The sequence below is a fragment of the Candidatus Eisenbacteria bacterium genome (assembly GCA_020847735.1).
Lineage (GTDB): Bacteria > Eisenbacteria > RBG-16-71-46 > RBG-16-71-46 > RBG-16-71-46 > CAIXRL01.
In genome coordinates this window covers 69,434-87,627 of sequence record JADLBL010000026.1, presented here as the reverse complement: position 1 = coordinate 87,627, position 18,194 = coordinate 69,434, and the positions used below count along the sequence as shown (strand labels likewise).

14 protein-coding genes are annotated in these 18,194 nt (G+C 72.7%); 9 read left to right on the top strand and 5 right to left on the bottom strand.

Features of this window, described 5'->3' with window-relative positions; translation table 11 throughout:
• Window position 1 precedes the first annotated feature (1 nt).
• The 4 genes from IT347_14645 (at window position 2) to IT347_14630 (ending at window position 5,725) form a co-directional block, all read left to right on the top strand.
• Entirely contained in the window at window positions 2-2,725 is a 2,724-nt protein-coding gene (locus tag IT347_14645; GenBank protein MCC6350823.1) for a CHAT domain-containing protein, read from the top strand.
• A 154-nt stretch (window positions 2,726-2,879) separates the two neighbouring features.
• Window positions 2,880-3,464, top strand: coding sequence for a sigma-70 family RNA polymerase sigma factor (locus IT347_14640; GenBank protein MCC6350822.1), 585 nt, complete (start codon window positions 2,880-2,882; stop codon window positions 3,462-3,464).
• Window positions 3,464-4,144, top strand: a complete 681-nt coding sequence (locus IT347_14635; GenBank protein ID MCC6350821.1) for a hypothetical protein — start codon at window positions 3,464-3,466, stop codon at window positions 4,142-4,144. The genes IT347_14640 and IT347_14635 overlap by 1 nt, the downstream gene beginning before the upstream one ends.
• 162 nt (window positions 4,145-4,306) lie before the next feature.
• The gene (locus tag IT347_14630) at window positions 4,307-5,725 is read left to right on the top strand and encodes a M20/M25/M40 family metallo-hydrolase (protein MCC6350820.1); all 1,419 of its coding nucleotides are present in this window, start codon (window positions 4,307-4,309) and stop codon (window positions 5,723-5,725) included.
• Between the two features lie 28 nt (window positions 5,726-5,753).
• On the opposite strand, the gene IT347_14625 is transcribed toward IT347_14630, so the two are convergent.
• From IT347_14625 to IT347_14605, 5 genes are all read right to left on the bottom strand, one after another.
• Window positions 5,754-6,218: a TerB family tellurite resistance protein gene (locus IT347_14625; protein ID MCC6350819.1), complete on the bottom strand. Its 465-nt coding sequence runs from the start codon at window positions 6,216-6,218 to the stop codon at window positions 5,754-5,756.
• Window positions 6,219-6,334: 116 nt separating this feature from the next.
• The gene (locus IT347_14620) at window positions 6,335-7,906 is read right to left on the bottom strand and encodes a glycosyltransferase family 39 protein (protein ID MCC6350818.1); all 1,572 of its coding nucleotides are present in this window, start codon (window positions 7,904-7,906) and stop codon (window positions 6,335-6,337) included.
• Window positions 7,903-8,979: a UDP-N-acetylglucosamine 2-epimerase (non-hydrolyzing) gene (gene wecB, locus IT347_14615; protein MCC6350817.1), complete on the bottom strand. Its 1,077-nt coding sequence runs from the start codon at window positions 8,977-8,979 to the stop codon at window positions 7,903-7,905. The genes IT347_14620 and wecB overlap by 4 nt, the downstream gene beginning before the upstream one ends.
• Complete coding sequence (locus IT347_14610) at window positions 8,976-9,788, bottom strand: glycosyltransferase family 2 protein (protein MCC6350816.1); 813 nt, start codon at window positions 9,786-9,788, stop codon at window positions 8,976-8,978. Before IT347_14610 ends, wecB begins: the two co-directional genes overlap by 4 nt.
• Entirely contained in the window at window positions 9,785-11,104 is a 1,320-nt protein-coding gene (locus tag IT347_14605; GenBank protein ID MCC6350815.1) for an FAD-dependent oxidoreductase, read from the bottom strand. The genes IT347_14610 and IT347_14605 overlap by 4 nt, the downstream gene beginning before the upstream one ends.
• Window positions 11,105-11,382: 278 nt before the next feature.
• Between IT347_14605 and IT347_14600 the strand changes: the two genes are divergently transcribed.
• The 5 genes from IT347_14600 (at window position 11,383) to IT347_14580 (ending at window position 18,049) form a co-directional block, all read left to right on the top strand.
• Window positions 11,383-12,900: a hypothetical protein gene (locus tag IT347_14600; protein MCC6350814.1), complete on the top strand. Its 1,518-nt coding sequence runs from the start codon at window positions 11,383-11,385 to the stop codon at window positions 12,898-12,900.
• Window positions 12,897-13,778, top strand: a complete 882-nt coding sequence (locus IT347_14595; GenBank protein MCC6350813.1) for a polysaccharide deacetylase family protein — start codon at window positions 12,897-12,899, stop codon at window positions 13,776-13,778. Before IT347_14600 ends, IT347_14595 begins: the two co-directional genes overlap by 4 nt.
• Before the next feature lie 113 nt (window positions 13,779-13,891).
• Window positions 13,892-15,232 (top strand): DUF4139 domain-containing protein, encoded by a 1,341-nt coding sequence (locus tag IT347_14590; protein ID MCC6350812.1) that lies wholly within the window; start codon window positions 13,892-13,894, stop codon window positions 15,230-15,232.
• 88 nt (window positions 15,233-15,320) lie between these two features.
• Entirely contained in the window at window positions 15,321-17,411 is a 2,091-nt protein-coding gene (gene uvrB / locus IT347_14585) for an excinuclease ABC subunit UvrB (protein MCC6350811.1), read from the top strand.
• 98 nt (window positions 17,412-17,509) lie between these two features.
• Window positions 17,510-18,049, top strand: a complete 540-nt coding sequence (locus IT347_14580; protein MCC6350810.1) for a DUF4256 domain-containing protein — start codon at window positions 17,510-17,512, stop codon at window positions 18,047-18,049.
• Window positions 18,050-18,194 lie beyond the last annotated feature (145 nt).

The following is an 18,194-nucleotide window of genomic DNA, read 5'->3' as shown; positions in this document are numbered from 1 at the left end:
GATGACGCGGACGGGCATCGGCGCATCGCGTTCGCGCCCGCGTCGGGCGGGCGCCGGGGCGCGGCGCGGGAGCGTCGCGCGGGCGCTGCTCGCGCTGATGGTCCTCGCGCTCGCCGCCGCCCCGTCCGCGCGGGCGCGGCCGAGCCGCTGGGAAAACGTGCTCGCGCCCGCGGATTCGCTGGCGCTCGCCGGCCGCCCGGATCGCGCGGTGGCCTACGCCGACTCGCTCCTCGACCTCGCACGGGCGCGCGGGGACCGCGCGCTCGAGGCCGTCGTCGCCTCGCGCCGGGTGCTCAATTGGATCGGCACCGGTCGCTTCGACGAAGGCGCACGTGAAGCCGAGCGGGTCGCCGCGATCGCGCGCTCGGTGCGCGACACGCTCTCGTGGGGACGGGCGCTCCTCGCGGCCGGAAGGGCGCAGCTCTTCCGCGAGCGGCTCGCCGAGGCGGCGCCGCCCTATCGCGAGCTCCTGCCGCTCGCGCGCGCGGCGGGCGATGCGATGCTCGAGGGCAATGCGCGGCTCGGCCTCGCCTACCTCGATCTGTCGGCCCATCGTCCGGCTCGCGCGGAGGCCGGCTACCGCCGCGCGGTGGCCCTGCTCGTGCGCGCGCGCGACGTGCGCTCCGAGATGGCGGCCCGTGTCGGGCTGGCCCGGGTCCTCCGCGAGCGGGGACGGCTGGACGAGGCGCGCCGCGCGTACGAAGCGATCCTCGATCGCAGCCGTGCGAGCGGCGACCGCATGAGCGAAGCGGACGCCTGGAACAATCTCGGCGAGCTCGAGGTCGCGCAGGGCGAGCCGGGGCGCGCGGCGGAGAACTTCGCCCGCGCGGCGCAGATCTCCCGCGAACTCGGACGACCGAATCCGAACGAGGTGCGAAACCTCGCGATCATGCTCGTCGAGGCCGGCCGCGTGGAGGCGGCGGCCGACACGCTCGAACACGAACTGGCGCGCTGGCCGCGCTCGGCGGAGCGCGAGACCTATCCGTTGCGCACACAGCTCGCGATCGTCAAACGCCTCCTCGGGCTGCGGACCGAGAGCGAGCGCATCCTGCGCGAGCAATGGGCCCGCCGCGATTCGGTGGCGCTGGATCCCGCGATCAGGGCCGGCGGGCAGCTGGCGGAGCTGCTGGCGAACTCGGACCGCCTCGCGGACGCGTACGCGCTGGCCCTCGAGATGGATCGCCTGTCGGCGGGGCGCGTCTCTCCGACGACCGAAGTCCCGCGGGTCCTGGGGCTCTGCGAGCTGGAGTTGCGCACCGGCCGCGTCGCCGAGTCGCTCGCGCGCCTGCGCCGCCTGCGGGCTTCGCCGGTGTTCGCGGCCTCGGGTGGCTGGGGCCTGGCGATCGAATACGACCTGCTCCTGTCGCGCGGCTGCTTTGCCGCCGGCCAGTCCGACAGCGCGATCGCGGCGGCGCGCCGGGCGGGCGAAGCCTGGGAGCGGACGGCCGCGGGTTTGAGCGATGCCGAATGGTATGAGCCGATCGGCAATCGGGCGGCCCGGATCGCGATCCAGACGGCGCGTGTACTGCTCGATCCGCGCCGCGGCCTCACCGGGGAGAGCCGTGCGGCGCAGGCGTTCGACGCGCTGCAGCGGTTCAAGTCACGCGCGCTCGAGTGGCGCGGCGGCCGGCGTCCCGGCGCCCCCGCGAGGCTCGCCACCGCCGCGGATCTCCGGCTGCGCATCCTGGGACCGGGCGAGGTGCTGCTCGATTCGTACTCCTCGTCGTTCGACTCGACGATCGTCTTCACCGTGGACCGCGGCTCGGTCCGCGCCCACTGGCTGCCGATGGACGAGGCGCATGGGTCCGGGCTTCGGCGCTCGATCGGGCTGCTGTGCTCGAAGGAGGAGTCGGCGGCTCCCTACCGCGGGCCCGCGGCGCGGCGGCTCGCGGCCGACGCGCTGGGTCCGGCACTCGAGCGGATCCGGCCGGCGCGGCGCGTGTTCTGCTCCCTGAGCGGCATGCTGAACGCGATCCCGCTGGCGGCGCTGCCCGCGGACACCTCGGACGGCGAACCGATGCTGACCACCCGGACGGTCGTGGCCGTGCCTTCCGCGAGCTGGCTGGCGCGCAGCCGGCGAGCGGGGCATGCCACGGTCCGCAGGGCCAGCCTCGTCACCCTCGCGCGGACGACCGATGACCACGATCGCAGGCTCGACGGCGTGCGTGAGGAGACGCGCTGGCTGCGGGCCCGCTATGGCGGCGGTGGAATCGTGCACGACGGCGACCGGCCGCTCGCGGCCGTTGTGCCGTGGCTCTCGCGCGGCGACATCCTCCACGTCGCGTCGCACGCCCGCTCCAGTTCCAGCGATCCATGGGGCAGCGCGTTCCTGCTCGGCCGCGGCGACGACGCGCGGGCCTGGCTGACCGCGCGCGCCATCGCGGCGCATCGTGCGAGCGCCCGCCTGGCCGTGCTGGCGTCCTGCCGCACGACGCTGGACGGAGGCTTCATGAACGAAAGCGTCACCGGGCTCGCGCGCGCGTTCCACTCCGCCGGCGTTCCGACCGTGATCGCGACGATGTGGCCGGTGGACGACCGGGCCACGGTCGCGTTCACGCGCCGCTTCTACCTCGGGCTCGAGCAGGGCCGGAACGCCGCCGAAGCGCTGCGCGAGGCGCAATTGGCCGTGCGGAGCACGCCCGCGACGTCCGCTCCCCACTTCTGGGCCGGTTTCGTGCTCTCCGGCGATCCCGAGACTCGCGTGGTGCCCGCCCGCCGGCGCTGAGCGCTTCGGGACCGCTTTTCCGGGCCGCTCTTTCCGCGCCCGGCGCGGACCTGGGAGCCGACACGGCTTTTTCGGTAGCATCCGCACCCATGCCTCCGCCATCCACGCGCCCGCGACGCCCTGTGACATCCGCCGCCCCCCCGCGTTCCATGTCATGAACGAGCCGCGGACGGACCTCGAGCTCGTCCAACTCTTCCAGGCGCGTCCGGGAACCCCGGAGGCACGCCAGGCGGAGCGGGAGCTGCTGACGCGCTGGCGCTCCCGGGTCCACGCCTGGTGCTGGCGGATGGTGGGCGAACGCGAACTGGCCGAGGATCTCGCTCAGGAGTGTCTCGTGCTGGTGCACCGGGCGCTGCCCCGATTCGAGCCCCGGGCTGCGGTCACGTCGTGGATCTACGCGATCGTTCGCAACCGCTGCCTGGCCGCTCTGAGGCGGTCGCGACCGAAGCAGGCGGATGAAGTGGAGCTGTTTCTGCTCGCGGAGCCTTCGGTCGGGCCGGAGGAGGCGTTCGAGCGACGAGAGTGGGAGGACCGGGTCCTGTCGGCCATGCGCGAGACGTTGTCGCCCCTCGAGCAGACGGCGCTGTGGTTGAAGGCCTGGGAGGGCATGCCGGTCGAGGACATCACCCGGGTGCTCGAACTGAAGGAGCAATCCGGCGCGCGTACGCTGCTGCAGACCGCGCGCCGGAAGCTGAAGGCGGCGCTCGAGCAGGGCGGCCGCGGTGAGGAGGAGCCGTGATGGATCCACGCTGCGTCCCCATCGAGGAGCTGGCGCGCGTCCGCGACCTGCCCGAGGGCTCGCCCGAGCGGGCGCACGCCGAGACCTGCCCGAGATGCCGCGCGGCGCTGCTGGCGATCGCGGAGTTCGAGCGCGAGGGTGACGCGCTGCCGGCCGAGGCGGGGGCCGGGCCCGCGCGGGTGCGGCTCGACGCGGTGATCGAGTCCCTGACCGGGGATACCCCGCAGCGGATCCTGCCCACGCGGGCGACGGCGGGACGGGATGGCGCCGGCTGGCTTGCGCGGCTGTTCGCGCCCCCCGCGGTCCGATTCGCCGGAGCCTTCGCGGCGCTGGCGATCGTGGCGGCCTCGCTGTGGCTGACGACGCGCGGGCCCGCCGATCGGCTGGAGCGCGGCGCATCGGCGCCGACGAGCGCGGCCTCGGTGAGCGTGACCCCGGCCGGCTGGCGGCTGTCGTGGCCGGCGGTCGCGGGCGCCGAGTCGTACGACGTCGTGTTCCTCTCGGCCGATCTGCGCGAAGTCGGGCGCGTGCGCGACGTGCGCGCGAACGAGCTGTTGATCGCGCGGGACGCGCTGCCCCCCGGCGTCGCGCCGGGCATTCCGCTGCTGGTCGAGATTGACGCACTCAACGGCGGCCGGATCCTCGGCATGTCGGAGCCGGTTCCGGTCGAGTTTCGCTAGAGGGGGCAGCGGACCCGGGAAGCTGCTAGGTTCCGTCTGAGAACGCCGCGCGGCCGCGGGGCGTTCTCGGTCGAAACCCAGGATGCGACGTCGCGTTTGCGCCGCTCCGCCGGCCGCGGCGGTTGAACCCGCGCCGGCGCCACCCCAGACCCGGGAGTTACCGTGCGACTCGGACTCGCTGCCGCGGCTGGAATGCTCGTGCTCTCCGCCTGCGCCTGCGCGGCGTTCGCGGCCGAAACCTTCTCGCCCGCGACGCTTGCCCGCGCGCGGGCCGCACGCGATGCGGGGCTGCGCGACGACGTGGGCTACGACGTGCTGCGTGCGCTGTGCACCGAGGTCGGCCCGCGGCCCGCGGGCTCGGCGGGTGACCGCCGGGCGGTCGCGTGGGCGCTGGCGACGCTCGAGCGCCTCGGCTTCGCGAACGTCCGCGCCGAGTCGGTCACCGTCCCGCACTGGGAGCGCGGCGAGTGCCGCGTCGAGATCACCGCGCCGTGGCCGCAACCGATGGTCGCCGTCGCGCTGGGCGGCAGCGTCGCGACGCCGGCGAGCGGCGTCGAGGCCGAGGTCGTCGCCGCCCAGTCGCTCGACGACCTCAAATCGCTCGGCGAGGCCCGGGTGCGCGGCAAGATCGTGTTCTTCCGCGGGCGCATGGAGCGCGTGCGCACCGGCGCGGGCTACGGCGTCGCCGTGGCGGTGCGCGGGCGCGGCGCCGCCGAGGCGGCGAAGCTGGGCGCGGTCGGCGTCGTGATCCGTTCGGTGGGCACCGATTCGAACCGCGAACCCCATGCCGGCGCGATGCGCTACGACTCGACCGGGACGCGCATCGCCGCGCTCGCGCTCTCGGCGCCCGACGCCGACCTTCTCGACCGCCAGCTGGCGAGCGGCCGTCCGGTGCGGATGCGCATGAGCAACACCTCGCGCTCGCTCCCCGAGGAGCGCTCCGCGAACGTGATCGGCGAAATCCCGGGACGAGGTCCGGCGCCCGGCATCGTCGTGGCGGGCGGGCACCTCGACTCGTGGGACCTCGCGCAGGGCGCCCACGACGACGGTGCGGGCGTCGCGACGATGATCGCGGCCGCGAAGCTCGCCGCCGCGCAGGGAGCGCTCCGGCACACGATTCGGGTCGTGCTGTTCGCGAACGAGGAGTTCGGCCTCTCGGGCGGACGCGGCTACGCCGAGCGCCACGCCGCGGAGATGGACCGGCACGTGGCGGCGATGGAGTCGGACCTGGGCGCGTTCGACGTCTGGGGGCTCGCGACCGGTTTCGGCCCGGGCCGCGAAGCGTTGGTCGAGCCGATCCTGTCGGTGCTCGCGCCGATCTGCACCGAGTACGTGGGCAACGGCACGCGTGGCGGCGCCGACACCGGGCCGCTCAGCTCGCGCGGGGTGCCCGCATTCGAGTTGAGCACCGACGCGCGGCCCTACTTCGACCTGCATCATTCGGCCAACGACACCTTCGACAAGGTGGACCCGGCGCTGCTGCGCGAAAACATCGCCGGCTACGCCGCGCTGCTCGTGCTCGCGGCGAGCGGTGACGTGGATTTCGGCCGTCTGCCCGGGGGCGCACCTCGCGGGCGCTGAGCGATCCCGCACCTGCGCCTCGTTTCGTTCAGGCTCCCGGCCAGGGCAGGCGCTCGCCGCGGGCGCGGCGGATGGCGATCGAAACGTCCTCGGGCCGCAGGTCGAGCAGGTTGCCGAGCTTGCGCGCGAGGATGCCTTCGTGGGCGGTGAGCTGTCCGTCGGCGAGGACGACGCGCCACAGCGCCTCGACCAGCGCCAGACGGCGGCGTTCGTCGTGATTCCGCACGAGCACGGTGGTGAAGCCGTGCAGATCGATGGCTTCTCGGCGCGCCTGTTCGGCGCGGGCGATCACCGCCTCGACGCCGGCGGCATCGAGCGAGAAGTGGCCGGCGAGGACCTGCGCGATCGCCGCCTGCTCGAAGGCGTGCAGCTCGTCGTCCGCCGCCGCGGATTCCAGCAGCAGCGCGGCCGCCGCCACCTCGACCGGAACCTCTCCCGCGGATTCACCACCCGCGCCCAGGCTGTTCAGCCACCTTCCCAGTCCTCGCAGCATTTCGTCCCCGGTTCCCGGCCTGGTCCCGTCGTGCCCGCTGCCGCATCGCCGGCCGAGCATACACGCTGTGCCCGCCGTCCCGGCCCGCCGCCCGCACGGCGCCGCGGACGGACGCTTCAGGGTGTCGAGTCGTTCCGCGCCCGCCGGACGAAGCGTTCGACGTACAGCGGAGCGTTGTACGAGGTCCACGCGCGATCCTCCACCCGGGCGCGGCCCTCGGCCGCGATGGCGAGCGTGCGGTCGGCGAGCTCCCGCCGGTCGGCGTTGCCGGCGCTGCGGACGATCACCCACACGTCGTCGTAATCGCGGCTGCGAAGCCGTGCGGCCCCGGCCGCCTCCACCAGCTGCTTCGGCGTGAATCCGGCCGAGAACGGGCGCTGCGGATGGTGCACCTCGATCGGCAGGATTCCCGAGCGTCCGTCCCGCAGGTAGTAAAGGAGCGGGTCGGCGTCGAAGGGGACCAGCACGGCCGTTCGGCCGGGAGGCGACGTGCCGCGGATGTGCTCGGCGACCTGACGCCACGGCTCCTTGGTGAAATCGCGGTCGTATCGGAACAACCCGAGGAACGTGAGGGCGATCAGCCAGGCGGCGAGCACCACCCGGCCCGCCGCGGGCCGCACCCGGGAGACTCCCAGCGCGAGCAGCACCGACAGGAAGGGCCCGAGGAAGACGAAGTATCGTGGCAGCAGGAGCGACTGTCGGACCGAAACGGCGACCACGATCGCGACCGGCGCCGCCCAGGCCAGCCAGCAGAACCGCGAAACGAAACCCGGCGCGCTCCGCTCGCGCACCAGCGGCAGCGTCAGCACCAGCGCGAGCACCGAGGGCACCGCGAGCAGAACGTAGGCGAGCACGTGCGGCAGGTACTCGCCAAGGCCCGGGTACAACGAGCCGCGCGGCGCGGTGACGAGCGGAAAGGGCGAGACGAGGACCGAACGCAGCACGTTGAAGACGGCGTGCGGCGAAGCCTCGGGGATGTACCAGTGCGACTGTCCGAGGTGTTCCGCCATCGTGCGGCTGTAGATCAGCCACGGCAGGTAGAGCACGCCGGCGACGGCCATCGCCCCGGCCCACGGCCAGAAACGCCGGCGGCCGGTGGGGGTGAGGACGGCGATCAGTCCCTGCGCGGCGACGCCCAGCGCCGCGATGGTCTGCATCCACAGTCCGGCGGCGGTCAGCAGGACGAGCGGCAGCCAGCGCTGCGGTCCCGGGCGCTGCTGCAGGCGCGCGTAGACGTACATCGCCCCGACCATGCAGGCCGCGACCGGCACGTAGGTGCGGGATTCCTGCGCGTACTGGAGCTGATGCGGCGAGAGCGCGGTCAGCAACGCGGCGAGCGTGGACCATCCCCGACCGAGCCCCAGCCGGGCGAGGCGATAGGTGAGCCAGACGAGGACCAGCGAGGCGAGCGCGGGGAAGATCCGCAGGTGCCACTCGTCGTCCGCGCCCCGCAGGGCCAGCGAGGTCACGAGGTAGAAGAGCGGCGGGCTGGCGTCGCGCGTCACGCAGCGGTGCAGCAACTCGGTGATCGGCAGCGTCGCCGCCGTCCACGTGGAGCCCTCGTCGGTCCAGACCGGACGGGCGCCGAGGCGGTGCAGTCTCAGCACGGCCGCGACCGCGAGCGCCGCGATCGGCCCGAGTTGCGCGAGCCGCCCGCCGGACCGGGTCCGGTCGCGTGCGCCGCTCACCCGGCCCCCAGCAGCGCGTCCAGGATGTGATGCGCCGCGCGGCCATCGCCGAACGGGTTGGCCCATCCGCCGGGGCTGGCCAGCATCCGGCGCGCACCGGAGACGATCGCCTCCGCGTCCGCGCCGACCAGCACGTTGGCGCCGGCTTCCACCGACTCGGGCCGTTCCGTGTTGTCGCGCAGCGTCACGCACGGGACGCCCAGGCAGCAGGCCTCCTCCTGCAGGCCTCCGGAATCGGTCAGCGTCAACGCGGCCTGCGCGTGCAGCCCGAGAAAATCGAGATAGGGAAGCGGCGGCAGCGCCCGCACGCCCGGACCCCAGTCGAGGCCGAGCGCCGCGAGGCGCGGGGTGGTCCGCGGGTGGACCGCGCACAGGATTTCGAGGCCGGTGGACCGGGCCGCCTCCGACAGTCCGCGGACGATGCCTCGCAGCCGCGCCTCCTGATCGGTGTTCTCGGCGCGATGGACGGTCGCGACCGCGTAGCGCTTCGGCGTGACGCCGAAGCGCGCGGCGGCGCCCCTGGCCTCGGCGCGCGGCCGCTGCAGCAGCAGTTCGTCCACCACCGTGTTCCCGGTCACGCGGATGCGCGCCTCGCCGATGCCCTCGCCGAGAAGCGTCCGTCGCGCGTGTGCGGTCGGCGCGTACAGGTGGTCCGAGAGGTGGTCGGTGAGGATGCGGTTGATCTCCTCCGGCATGCCCCGATCGTAGGATCTCAGCCCGGCCTCGACGTGACCGACACGCACGCCCAGCTTCTGTCCGGCGAGCGCGGCCGCCAGCACCGAGTTCGTGTCGCCTTCGACGAGCACCCAGTCGGGCCGTTCGCGCTCGATCGCGGTCGCCATGCCGCCGAGGATGGCGCCGATCTGATAGGCCGGCGTCCCCGAGCCCACCTCGAGGTTCGCGTGCGGCGCGGGCAGGCCCAGTTCCTCGAAGAATACGCCGTCCATCTCGTAGGAGTAGTGCTGCCCGGTGTGCAGCAGCCTGTAGGGTACGCCGCGCTCCGAGCAGGCACGCACGAGCGGCGCCATCTTGATGATCTCCGGACGCGTCCCGACGACGATCGCGACCTTCAACGCGGCGCCTTCACCGCGGCGGACGCCTCGAGCTCGGCGAGCCGGCGCGGCGTGTACCGGGTCATGAGCTCCCAGCGCCGGCGCAGGAGCAGCACGAGCGTCGAGCGGATGGTGCGCAGCACCTTCATCTTGCTCTGGCCGACCCGCTCGCCGTAATCGAGCACGAACCCCATCTCGCTGACCTTCATGCCCAGGGGGCCGAGGCGCAACAGCAGGTCCATGACCGCTTCGAAGCCGCGAGCGGTGCAGAGCTGGTCGCCGTAGACGGCGCGGGCGCGGCGCAGCAGCGGAATACGGTAGGCGCGAAAGCAGCAGGTGTAGTCGCGAACACCGGGAATCGGGTAGAGGCTCTGGAACAGCACGCTCGCCACGTCGCTCAGGGCGCGCCGATAGCCGGGGACGCCATGGACCTCGGCGCCGGACCGATAACGTGAAGCGATCGCAAGATCCGCCCCGTTTCTCACCCTTTGCACGAGTTCGGGAATGAGCGCCGGCGGGTGCGTGTTGTCGGCATCGAGCGTGACCAGCAGGTCGTCGTCCGCCGCCCGGTCGAGCACCCAGTAGATGCCCGTGCGCAGCCCGGCTCCGAGCCCGCGATTGCGCTCGTGCGAGAGCACCTGCAGCGCGAGTTCGCCGCCGCTCTGCTCGACCGCCGCGCGGGCCTCGGCCACCGTCGCGTCGGTGGAGCCGTCGTCCACCAGGACGGCGGTGTACGCGTCATCGCGACCGCGGTACGCCTGCCAGAGCGCCAGCAGCGTCGGGCGGATCACCTTTTCCTCGTTCCATGCCGGGAAGACGACCCAGATCATGCGTTCGCCCTCGCCGCCGCGTGCGCGCCGACTTCCTCGAACAACCTCGGCAGCATCCCGTTCACGACTCCGCAGCAGGAGTTCCAGGAGTTGACCAGCGGATAGACCTGCGCGGTGCACGCGAGGTAGAGCCGCCCGGGGAGGACGCTCGTCGGCGGCACCCGGCGCGCGTAGCCGGTCGTCCAGATCGGCTCGACGAACGGCGCCCGGAAGACGTGCGTCTCCCGGACGCTCGCCGCGGCCTCCGGAAAGAGCGTGGCGAGATCCGAGCGGTAGCGGGCGAGGAGATCCTCGTCGGGCAGGCGGAACAGATCGCTGTCGCGATGCGTGTAGTTGACGAGGTAGTTCACGTGCAGCCCGTGCGTGCGCTCGAGCGGCACCAGGTTGGACATCTCGATCACGCCCTGGGCCGTCGCGCCGCTGTCCACCCACGGCATCCAGTAGTAGTCGGTGAGCGGCTTCCCGGTCAGGAAGATCGCGCTCACCACGCCCTGGTAGTCCAGCTGGAGCCCGGCGACCGAATCGGGCACCGGCAGGCCGCGCGTCATCCGCTGGAACTGTCCGAGCGGCGAGGTGCAGACCACGAAGTCGAACGTCTCGCGGCCGGAGCCCTCGATCTGAACCGCCATGCGCGGCCCGTCCTCGGCGATCGCCGCGACCCGGGTGCTGGTGCGGATCGAGGCGCCGCGGCCCTCGAGCGTGCGCGCGATCGCGTCCACGAGCGAGCGGTAGCCGTGCCGCAGGCAGCCCTTGCGCTCCGGCCCCCTGGTCTTCTCGCGGTTCATGCGGCTGGACAGCCAGAGCGCCGGCAGCGCCGCGTAGTGGTCGCCGATCTTGGCGGCGAGCAGCGGCTTCCACAGCACCTCGAAGCAGCGGTCCCCGACCATCTCGCGCACCCAGTCCTCGGCGGTGATGCCGTCGAGATGGTGACCCGGTCCGCCGAAACGTGCGCGCAGACTCATCAGCCCCATCCGAAGCCGCTCGACCACGGTCAGCGGACCGAAGGAGAGCAGGTCGCGCGGCGTGTTCAGCGGCCAGACCCGCTTCTGGTACATGAAGCCCATGAGCGTCTCGCGCCAGAGCAGATCGCCGCCCAGACCCGCCTCGGTGACGACGGGGAGCAGAAAATCGTCGTCGGGAAGGAGGCAGTGGTAGAAGCGCTCGAGGTGCGTGTCGCGCCAGGGGAACGAAACGCCCAGGCCCCCCAGGTCGGGGTCGCCTTCGAACAACGTGACCTTCAGGCCGCGCGCCGTGAGACCGAGGGCCGTCGCCAGTCCCGTGATACCGCCGCCGATGACTGCCGCATGCAGGGCCATGAGGGCTTCCGTGCCAGGGTGAGACGTGAAAGGAGTTCGCTTCCCGGAGCAGGAAACGCATCAAGAACGCCGCGGAGCCCTGCCGACACCCGCGGTATCGGCATCGCGCGACGACGGCTTCAGGCAGGACTCCGGGCCCCGGGGCCGGATCGGCCACCTTCCTCGCCAATCTAGTGACCGGGGTTCCGTCCGCGCAAGGCGGTTCGCGTATGCTGCGCCGTCGGCCGGTCGCCGCGCGCGACCCGCCGCGTCGTGTTCGCCCCGGAGGAATACCGCCCATGTCCCTGCGCCGGCTGCTCGAATTGGTCGTCTGCGCGCTCGCGCTGTTCGCGATCGGCGCCTACGTGTGGCTGGGTGCGCACCGCGTCGGCTACCCCGTCGAGGTGGACTTCATCGAGGGCGTGATGCTCGACCACGTGGCGCGCATCGCCCACGGGCAGCCGATCTACGTCGCGCCGTCGCTGCAGTTCATCCCGCTCGCCTACATGCCCCTGTTCACGACGGTGAGCGGCCTGGTCATGCGGCTGACCGGCCCCGGGTTCTTCGCGATGCGGATCGTCTCCTTCAGCTCCTCGCTGCTGCTCGCCGCCCTGATCGCGATCGTCGTCCTGCGCGAAACCCGCCGGCCGGTTTTCGCGCTGGCGGCCGCCGGGGTGTACGCGATGGCGTTCGGGCTCACGGGGGCGTGCTACGACGTCGGGCGGCCCGACTCGATGATGCTGCTGCTGAGCTTCGGCGGGCTGGCGGTGCTGCGTTACTCGCGGGGCGCGGCCGGGGCGGTCGGCGCGGCCGGGCTGCTGACGCTCGGCTTCTTCACCAAGCAGCACAGCGTCCTGTTCTCGTTCGGCGCTCTGGCCTACCTGTTCTTCCACGAGCGGAGGCGCTTCCTGCCGTTCGCGGCCGCGATCGTCACCGGCTGCCTGGGCGGCTACCTGCTGCTCGCCGCCTGGCTCGGCGAATGGTTCCGCTACTTCACCTGGTCCGTGCCGAGCGGCTGGTCGGAGGTGAATCCGGCCCGCATCGAGCGCTACCTGGGAGGCGGGCTGTTCGGCGCGCTCGCATGCTCGAGCGCGCCCGCGCTCCTGTCGCTCGCGGTGCGCGACGAGAACACGGACCCGCGCCGGGCGCTCTGGTACTGGACGGGTTTCGCCGCCGTCGGCACGGGGCTGCTCGCGACGCTGGACCGGAACGCCTACCTGCACGTCTTCACGCCCACGGTGGTCGCGCTCGCGATCCTCGGGCCGCTCGCGCTCGATCGCCTGCTTCGGGCGTTCGAGTCCGCCACGGCCGCGCGCGGCGTCGCGGCCGCCGCGGTGCTCGCGGTTCTGGCGGGGCAGTTCGTGCCGCTCGTCTACCCGATCCGCCTGCACATTCCGCGTCCGCACGCCCGGCAGGCGCACGACCAGCTCATCCGCAGGCTGCGCTCGCTGCCGAACGGCGCGATCCTGCCGTACCACGGCTGGTACGACCTCGAGGCGGGAGGGCGCGGCTCGCTTCAGTTCATCGCGCTCGACGACATCCTGCGTTCGCACGGCAACTCGCTGCTCAAGCGCGACCCGACGTACCTGGAGCGCATGTTCGCTCCGCTCGCCGCCGGCCCCGGCCGGCCGGCGATCGTCACCGACGTGCCGCTCGAACATTCGGGCCCGCTGTGGCGGAGGATCGCGCCCGGGTACGCGCTCGTGGACTCGCTGGGGGACATCTCGAAGGCCCTCGTCCCGCTCACCGGCAACCAGCACTCGCTGACGTACCTCTACCTGCCGGTCGGGCCGGCGGGAGGGGCGCCCGCGAAGTGACGCGCCCGGTCGCGACCCTCAGCATCGACGTGGACCCGGTGGACCTGCACCTGATCGGTTACGGGTACCCCGGCCTGCCTCCCGATCCGCTCGTCTACCTGGCGGCGTTGCCGCGGCTCGCGCAGGCTTTCGCCCGCCACGGGTTGCAGGCCACGTTCTTCTGCGTCGGTCGCGATGCCGAAGCGCATGCCGGCGAGCTGCACGCCCTGGCCCGGGCCGGACACGAGATCGCGAGCCACACCTGGTCGCACCCGATCGGATTCGCGGGGCTGGCGCCCGCGCGGCAGCGGGCCGAGCTCGAGGACTCGCGGCGCGCGCTGTCGGAGGCGTCGGGCGTCGGGGTCGTGGGTTTCCGCGCGCCCAATTTCGACATGCACGCGCGCGTCGTGCCGCGCCTGGCGGCGGCGGGATACCGCTACGACGCCTCGGCCTACCCGAGCCTGCTGCTGCTGCCGGCGCGCGCCGTGCTGGCGCTGAAGAGCGCGGACCCGCTGCGCGTCCTGGCGATGCGGCCGTGGCCGTTCACCTGGAGGCGCCGGCCCTACGACTGGCGCGCCGGCGGCGCGGCGATCCGCGAGTTCCCGGTCGCGATGACGCCCACGCTGCGGCTGCCCGTCTATCACACCATGCGCTGGCTGGCTTCGGAGCGGAGCTTCGAGTCGGCGATCGAGGGTTTCGCCCGCCGCGGCGAGCCGCTCTCGTACGTCCTGCACGCGGTGGACGCGCTCGGGCTCAGCGAGGACCGGGTGGACCCGCGACTGGGCCGTCATCCGGGCATGGAGCGTCCACTCGAGTACAAGCTCGCGCTGCTCGATCGGACGATCGCCGCGATCGCGGCCCGTTTCGAGGTAAGGACTTACGCCTCGCAGCTCGTGTGACGGCCGAAGTCCGCGTCCCGCCCGACCCGTGGCCCGCGGAATGCGACGGACGCTTTCGCGTATGTTCCCGCGCGATCCCGACGCGACGCCCCCCAACCCGCCCGGAGGAATCCATGCTTCGCCGACTCTTTCCGCTCCTTCTGCTCGTGGCGCTTCCACCCGCCGCACGCGCGGCGGGCCCTTCGGTCACCGTCTACTCGAACGACCTCGGCTTCGTGCGCGAGGCGCGGTTGCTGCAGGGCCGCACCGGGCGCGACACCGTCCGACTCGCGGACATCTCCAGCCGTCTCGACTTCTCCTCGCTGCGGCTCGCGCCGGAGTCGGGCCGCGTGACCCGGCTCGCGTACCGCTGGGACACGGCGAGCGGCGACGCGTTCGTCGAGAAGGCGGTCGGCCAGCGGGTGCGCGTCGTCTCGCGCGGTGACCGCATGTCCGAAGGCGTGCTCGTCGCCGCGGACGGAAACTGGCTGGTCCTGCGGGGCGACGACGGCGCCGTCTCGACGCTCGCCCGCTCCGCGGTCGAGGAGGTGCGGCTGACGAAGCCGCCGGCATCGCTGTCGCTGCGTCCGGCGATCGAGGCCGTGCTCGAAGGCGCCCGGGGCCCGGTCGCTTCGGAGCTCAGCTACCTGACCGGGGGGCTCTCGTGGTCCTGCGAGCACCAGCTCGTGCGCACCGGCGAGACGAGCGGCATCTGGTCGGCGCGCGTCCTGGTCGAGAACACGACGGGCCGGTCGTTCGAGGACGCGAAACTCAAGCTGATCGCCGGCGAGCCCGCCCGCGCGAGTGCCCCGCCCATCGCTCCGCAACCGAAGATGATGCGCGCGATGGCGCTGTCCGCGGACGCGGGCGGCGAGGCGGTGCTGAGCGAAGCCGCGTTCGCGGACTACCACCTGTACACGCTGCCGGGAACGACGACGCTGCGCGACCGCGAATCGCAGAGCCTGGTGATGATCGAGCCGCGGGCGGTGAGACTGACGCCCGTCTACCTCTACCGCGGCGGTGACGCGCGCGGCGTGGCGATCCAGCTCGAGCTGCGGAACTCCGCGAAGGAGGGGGTCGGGGCGCCCCTGCCCGCCGGGCGCGTGCGCTGCTTCCAGGCGGACGACGCCGGCGACCTGCAGTTCACCGGCGAGGCGTCCATCGGCCACGAGGCCGTGGACGAAAAGGTAACGCTGCCGGTGGGCTACGCGTTCGATCTGGCCGCCGAGCGCAGGACCACGGCGGACCGGCGGCTGAGCGACCGCGAGCGCGAGTACTCGGTCGAGATCCGGTTGCGCAATCGCAAGACGACGCCGGTGCGCATCGCGGTCGAGGAGTCGGCGGGCGGTGACGTGACGGTGACCGCGCAATCGGCGCCCTCGGAGCGCAAGGACGCGAACACGCTGCGCTGGCAGCTCGACGTCGCCCCCGGCAGGGAGGTCGTGCTCACCTACACGGCGCGCCAGCGCTGGTAGTCGGGGGCGCGGCCGCAGTCGTCCACGTCCCGACGCGGAGCCGGGTCGCCTCGACCCGGCTCCGCGTCGCGCGTAGAGTCCGGGGGCCATGCCCTTCCAGCTCACCGCGCCCTACCCGCCGGGCGGCGACCAGCCCCAGGCCATCGAGGAGCTCGTCGCCGGCCTGCGGGCCGGGCACCGCCACCAGACCCTGCTGGGGGTGACCGGCTCGGGCAAGACCTTCACGATCGCCAATGTCATCGCGCGCTACGGCCGGCCGGCGCTCGTCCTCTCGCACAACAAGACGCTCGCGGCCCAGCTCTACGGCGAGTTCAAGCAGTTCTTTCCCGCGAACGCCGTCGGCTACTTCATCTCGTACTACGACTACTACCAGCCCGAGGCCTACGTCCCGGCGACGAACACGTACATCGCCAAGGACGCGAGCATCAACGACGACATCGACCGCCTGCGGCTGCAGGCGACCTCGATGCTGCTCGAGCGGGACGACGTGGTGATCGTCGCCAGCGTCTCGAGCATCTACGGTCTCGGCACGCCCGACGACTGGAAGGGCATGCGCGTGAACCTGGCCGCGGGCGAACCGCTGCGGCGGCGCGAGCTGCTCGAACAGCTGGTCGCCATCCAGTACACGCGCAACGACGTCGAACCGCGGCGCGGCACGTTCCGCGTTCGCGGCGACGTCGTCGAGGTGCACCCGGCGTACGAGGACCACGCGATCCGCATCGAGCTCGAGGACGACCTCGTCACCCGCATCCGCGCCGTGGACCCGCTGACCGGGAGGAGCGTCCGCTCGATGGACCGGCTGGCGCTCTACCCGGCCAAGCACTTCGTGACCCCCGAGGATCGCCTGCGCGCGGCGCTCGGCTCCATCCGCTCCGAGTTGCGCGAACAGCTCGCGCGGCTGCGCGCCGAGGGCAGGCTGCTCGAGGCGCAGCGCCTGCAGCAGCGCACCGAGTACGACCTCGAGCTGCTGGCCAGCGTCGGCACCTGCCCGGGCGTCGAGAACTACTCCCGTCACCTCGCGGGACGCGCGCCGGGGGAGCGGCCCGGCTGCCTGCTCGATTTCTTTCCCCGCAACGCCCGGGGCGAGCCGGACTTCCTGCTCGTCGTGGACGAGTCCCACGTCACGATTCCGCAGATCGGGGCGATGTACGAGGGCGACCGCTCGCGCAAGACCACGCTCGTGAACTTCGGTTTCCGCCTGCCGAGCGCGCTCGACAACCGGCCGCTGCGTTTTTCCGAGTTCGAGGAGCAGGTCGGGCCCGCGATCTACGTCTCGGCGACGCCCGGCGACTACGAACTGACGAAGAGCGAAGGCGTGTTCGTCGAACAGATCATCCGCCCGACGGGGCTCGTGGACCCGGAGCTGGTGATCAAGCCGGTGGAAGGGCAGGTGGACGACCTGCTCGCCGAGGTGCGCGAACGCGTCGCCCGGCGGGAGCGGGTGCTCGTGACGACGCTCACCAAGCGCATGGCCGAGGATCTCACCGACTACCTCGGCGAGATGGACGTGCGGGTTCGCTACCTGCACAGCGACATCGACGCGCTCGAGCGGGTCGAGATCCTGCGCGGCCTGCGGCTCGCGGATTTCGACGTGCTCGTCGGCATCAACCTGCTGCGCGAGGGACTCGACCTGCCCGAGGTCTCGCTCGTCGCGATCCTCGACGCCGACAAGGAGGGTTTCCTGCGCAGCGAGCGATCGCTGATCCAGACGGCCGGCCGCGCGGCGCGCAACGCAGGCGGCCGGGTGATCTTCTACGCCGACCACGTCACCGATTCGATGGGACGCGCGATCGCCGAGATGAACCGGCGGCGCGAGAAGCAGCTCGCCTACAACCGCGAGCACGGCATCACGCCGCGCACGATCCTCAAGAGCGTGGAGGAGATCCTGCAGGCGACCTCGGTGGCGGACCAGATCGGCAGGGGCGACTCGCGCGAGAAGGCGACCGTCGCGGACGCTCTCGCCGAAGGACCCGAGCAGCTTCTCGCGAGACTCGAGGGCGAGATGCTCGACGCGGCGAAGGCGCTCGAGTTCGAGCGTGCCGCGAGCCTGCGGGACCGCATGGACGAGATTCGCGACACGCTGGCGGTCGCCTCGGGCGCGCCGCGCCCCGAGCGCGCGGCCCGTCCGGTGCGGCAGCCGCGGCGCCGCGCACATCGCTTCGGCGGACCCGAGCAGTAGGGGCGCCCTTCCACCCCCGAGCGGTCCGCGAGAGAGTCGCACGAACCCGACACGCGAGCGCCTGGACCGCGGCGCCCGCATCACCCGGGAGGGACACGATGTCGAAGCCGAATCGGCAGCCGTTGCTGGCGACGCTCGCGGAGCGCTTCGGGCGCAACGCTGGCCGGCACCCGGAGGTCGCCTGGAACAAGGTGCTGGCGGCGCTCGAGGCGAACGCCGCGGCGCTGGACGCGCTGGCCGCCATGGAGTCGAGCGGGGGAGAGCCGGACGTCATCGGCACGGCCGCGGGCCGGCTCCTGTTCTGCGACTGTTCGCCCGAGAGCCCGGCGGGACGCCGCAGCCTGTGCTACGACCGCGACGCGCTCGACGCCCGCAAGGAGCACAAGCCGAAGGGAAGCGCGGTGGAGGCGGCCGCGGCGATCGGAGTCGAGCTGCTCGGCGAGGAGGACTATCGCGGCCTGCAGGAGCTGGGCGAGTTCGATCGCAAGACCTCGAGCTGGATTCGAACGCCGGCCGGGGTGCGTACGCTCGGCGGGGCGCTGTTCTGCGACCGGCGCTTCGGCCGGGTCTTCACGTACCACAACGGCGCGGAGTCCTACTACGCCGCGCGTGGATGGCGCGGACTGCTCCGCGTCTGACCCCGCGCCGGGCGCGCGCCCGCGAGGTCGCGCGTCGCTTCGATGCCGCCCGCCGGGATGCGCGTCCCGGGGCCTGCGGCTATGCTGCCGGCCGAAACGCCCGTCCCGCTCCCGGGGCGGACCGTCCCCGTCCGGAGTGCGCCCG

Bases quoted from the DNA above. Each gene is read 5' to 3' on its own strand.
- IT347_14590 (MCC6350812.1), top strand. From the start codon at position 13,892: ATGCTTCGCCGACTCTTTCCGCTCCTTCTGCTCGTGGCGCTTCCACCC.
- IT347_14600 (MCC6350814.1), top strand. From the start codon at position 11,383: ATGTCCCTGCGCCGGCTGCTCGAATTGGTCGTCTGCGCGCTCGCGCTG.
- IT347_14610 (MCC6350816.1), bottom strand. From the start codon at position 9,788: ATGATCTGGGTCGTCTTCCCGGCATGGAACGAGGAAAAGGTGATCCGC.
- IT347_14640 (MCC6350822.1), top strand. From the start codon at position 2,880: ATGAACGAGCCGCGGACGGACCTCGAGCTCGTCCAACTCTTCCAGGCG.
- IT347_14580 (MCC6350810.1), top strand. From the start codon at position 17,510: ATGTCGAAGCCGAATCGGCAGCCGTTGCTGGCGACGCTCGCGGAGCGC.
- IT347_14625 (MCC6350819.1), bottom strand. From the start codon at position 6,218: ATGCTGCGAGGACTGGGAAGGTGGCTGAACAGCCTGGGCGCGGGTGGT.
- IT347_14605 (MCC6350815.1), bottom strand. From the start codon at position 11,104: ATGGCCCTGCATGCGGCAGTCATCGGCGGCGGTATCACGGGACTGGCG.
- uvrB (MCC6350811.1), top strand. From the start codon at position 15,321: ATGCCCTTCCAGCTCACCGCGCCCTACCCGCCGGGCGGCGACCAGCCC.
- IT347_14635 (MCC6350821.1), top strand. From the start codon at position 3,464: ATGGATCCACGCTGCGTCCCCATCGAGGAGCTGGCGCGCGTCCGCGAC.
- IT347_14645 (MCC6350823.1), top strand. From the start codon at position 2: ATGACGCGGACGGGCATCGGCGCATCGCGTTCGCGCCCGCGTCGGGCG.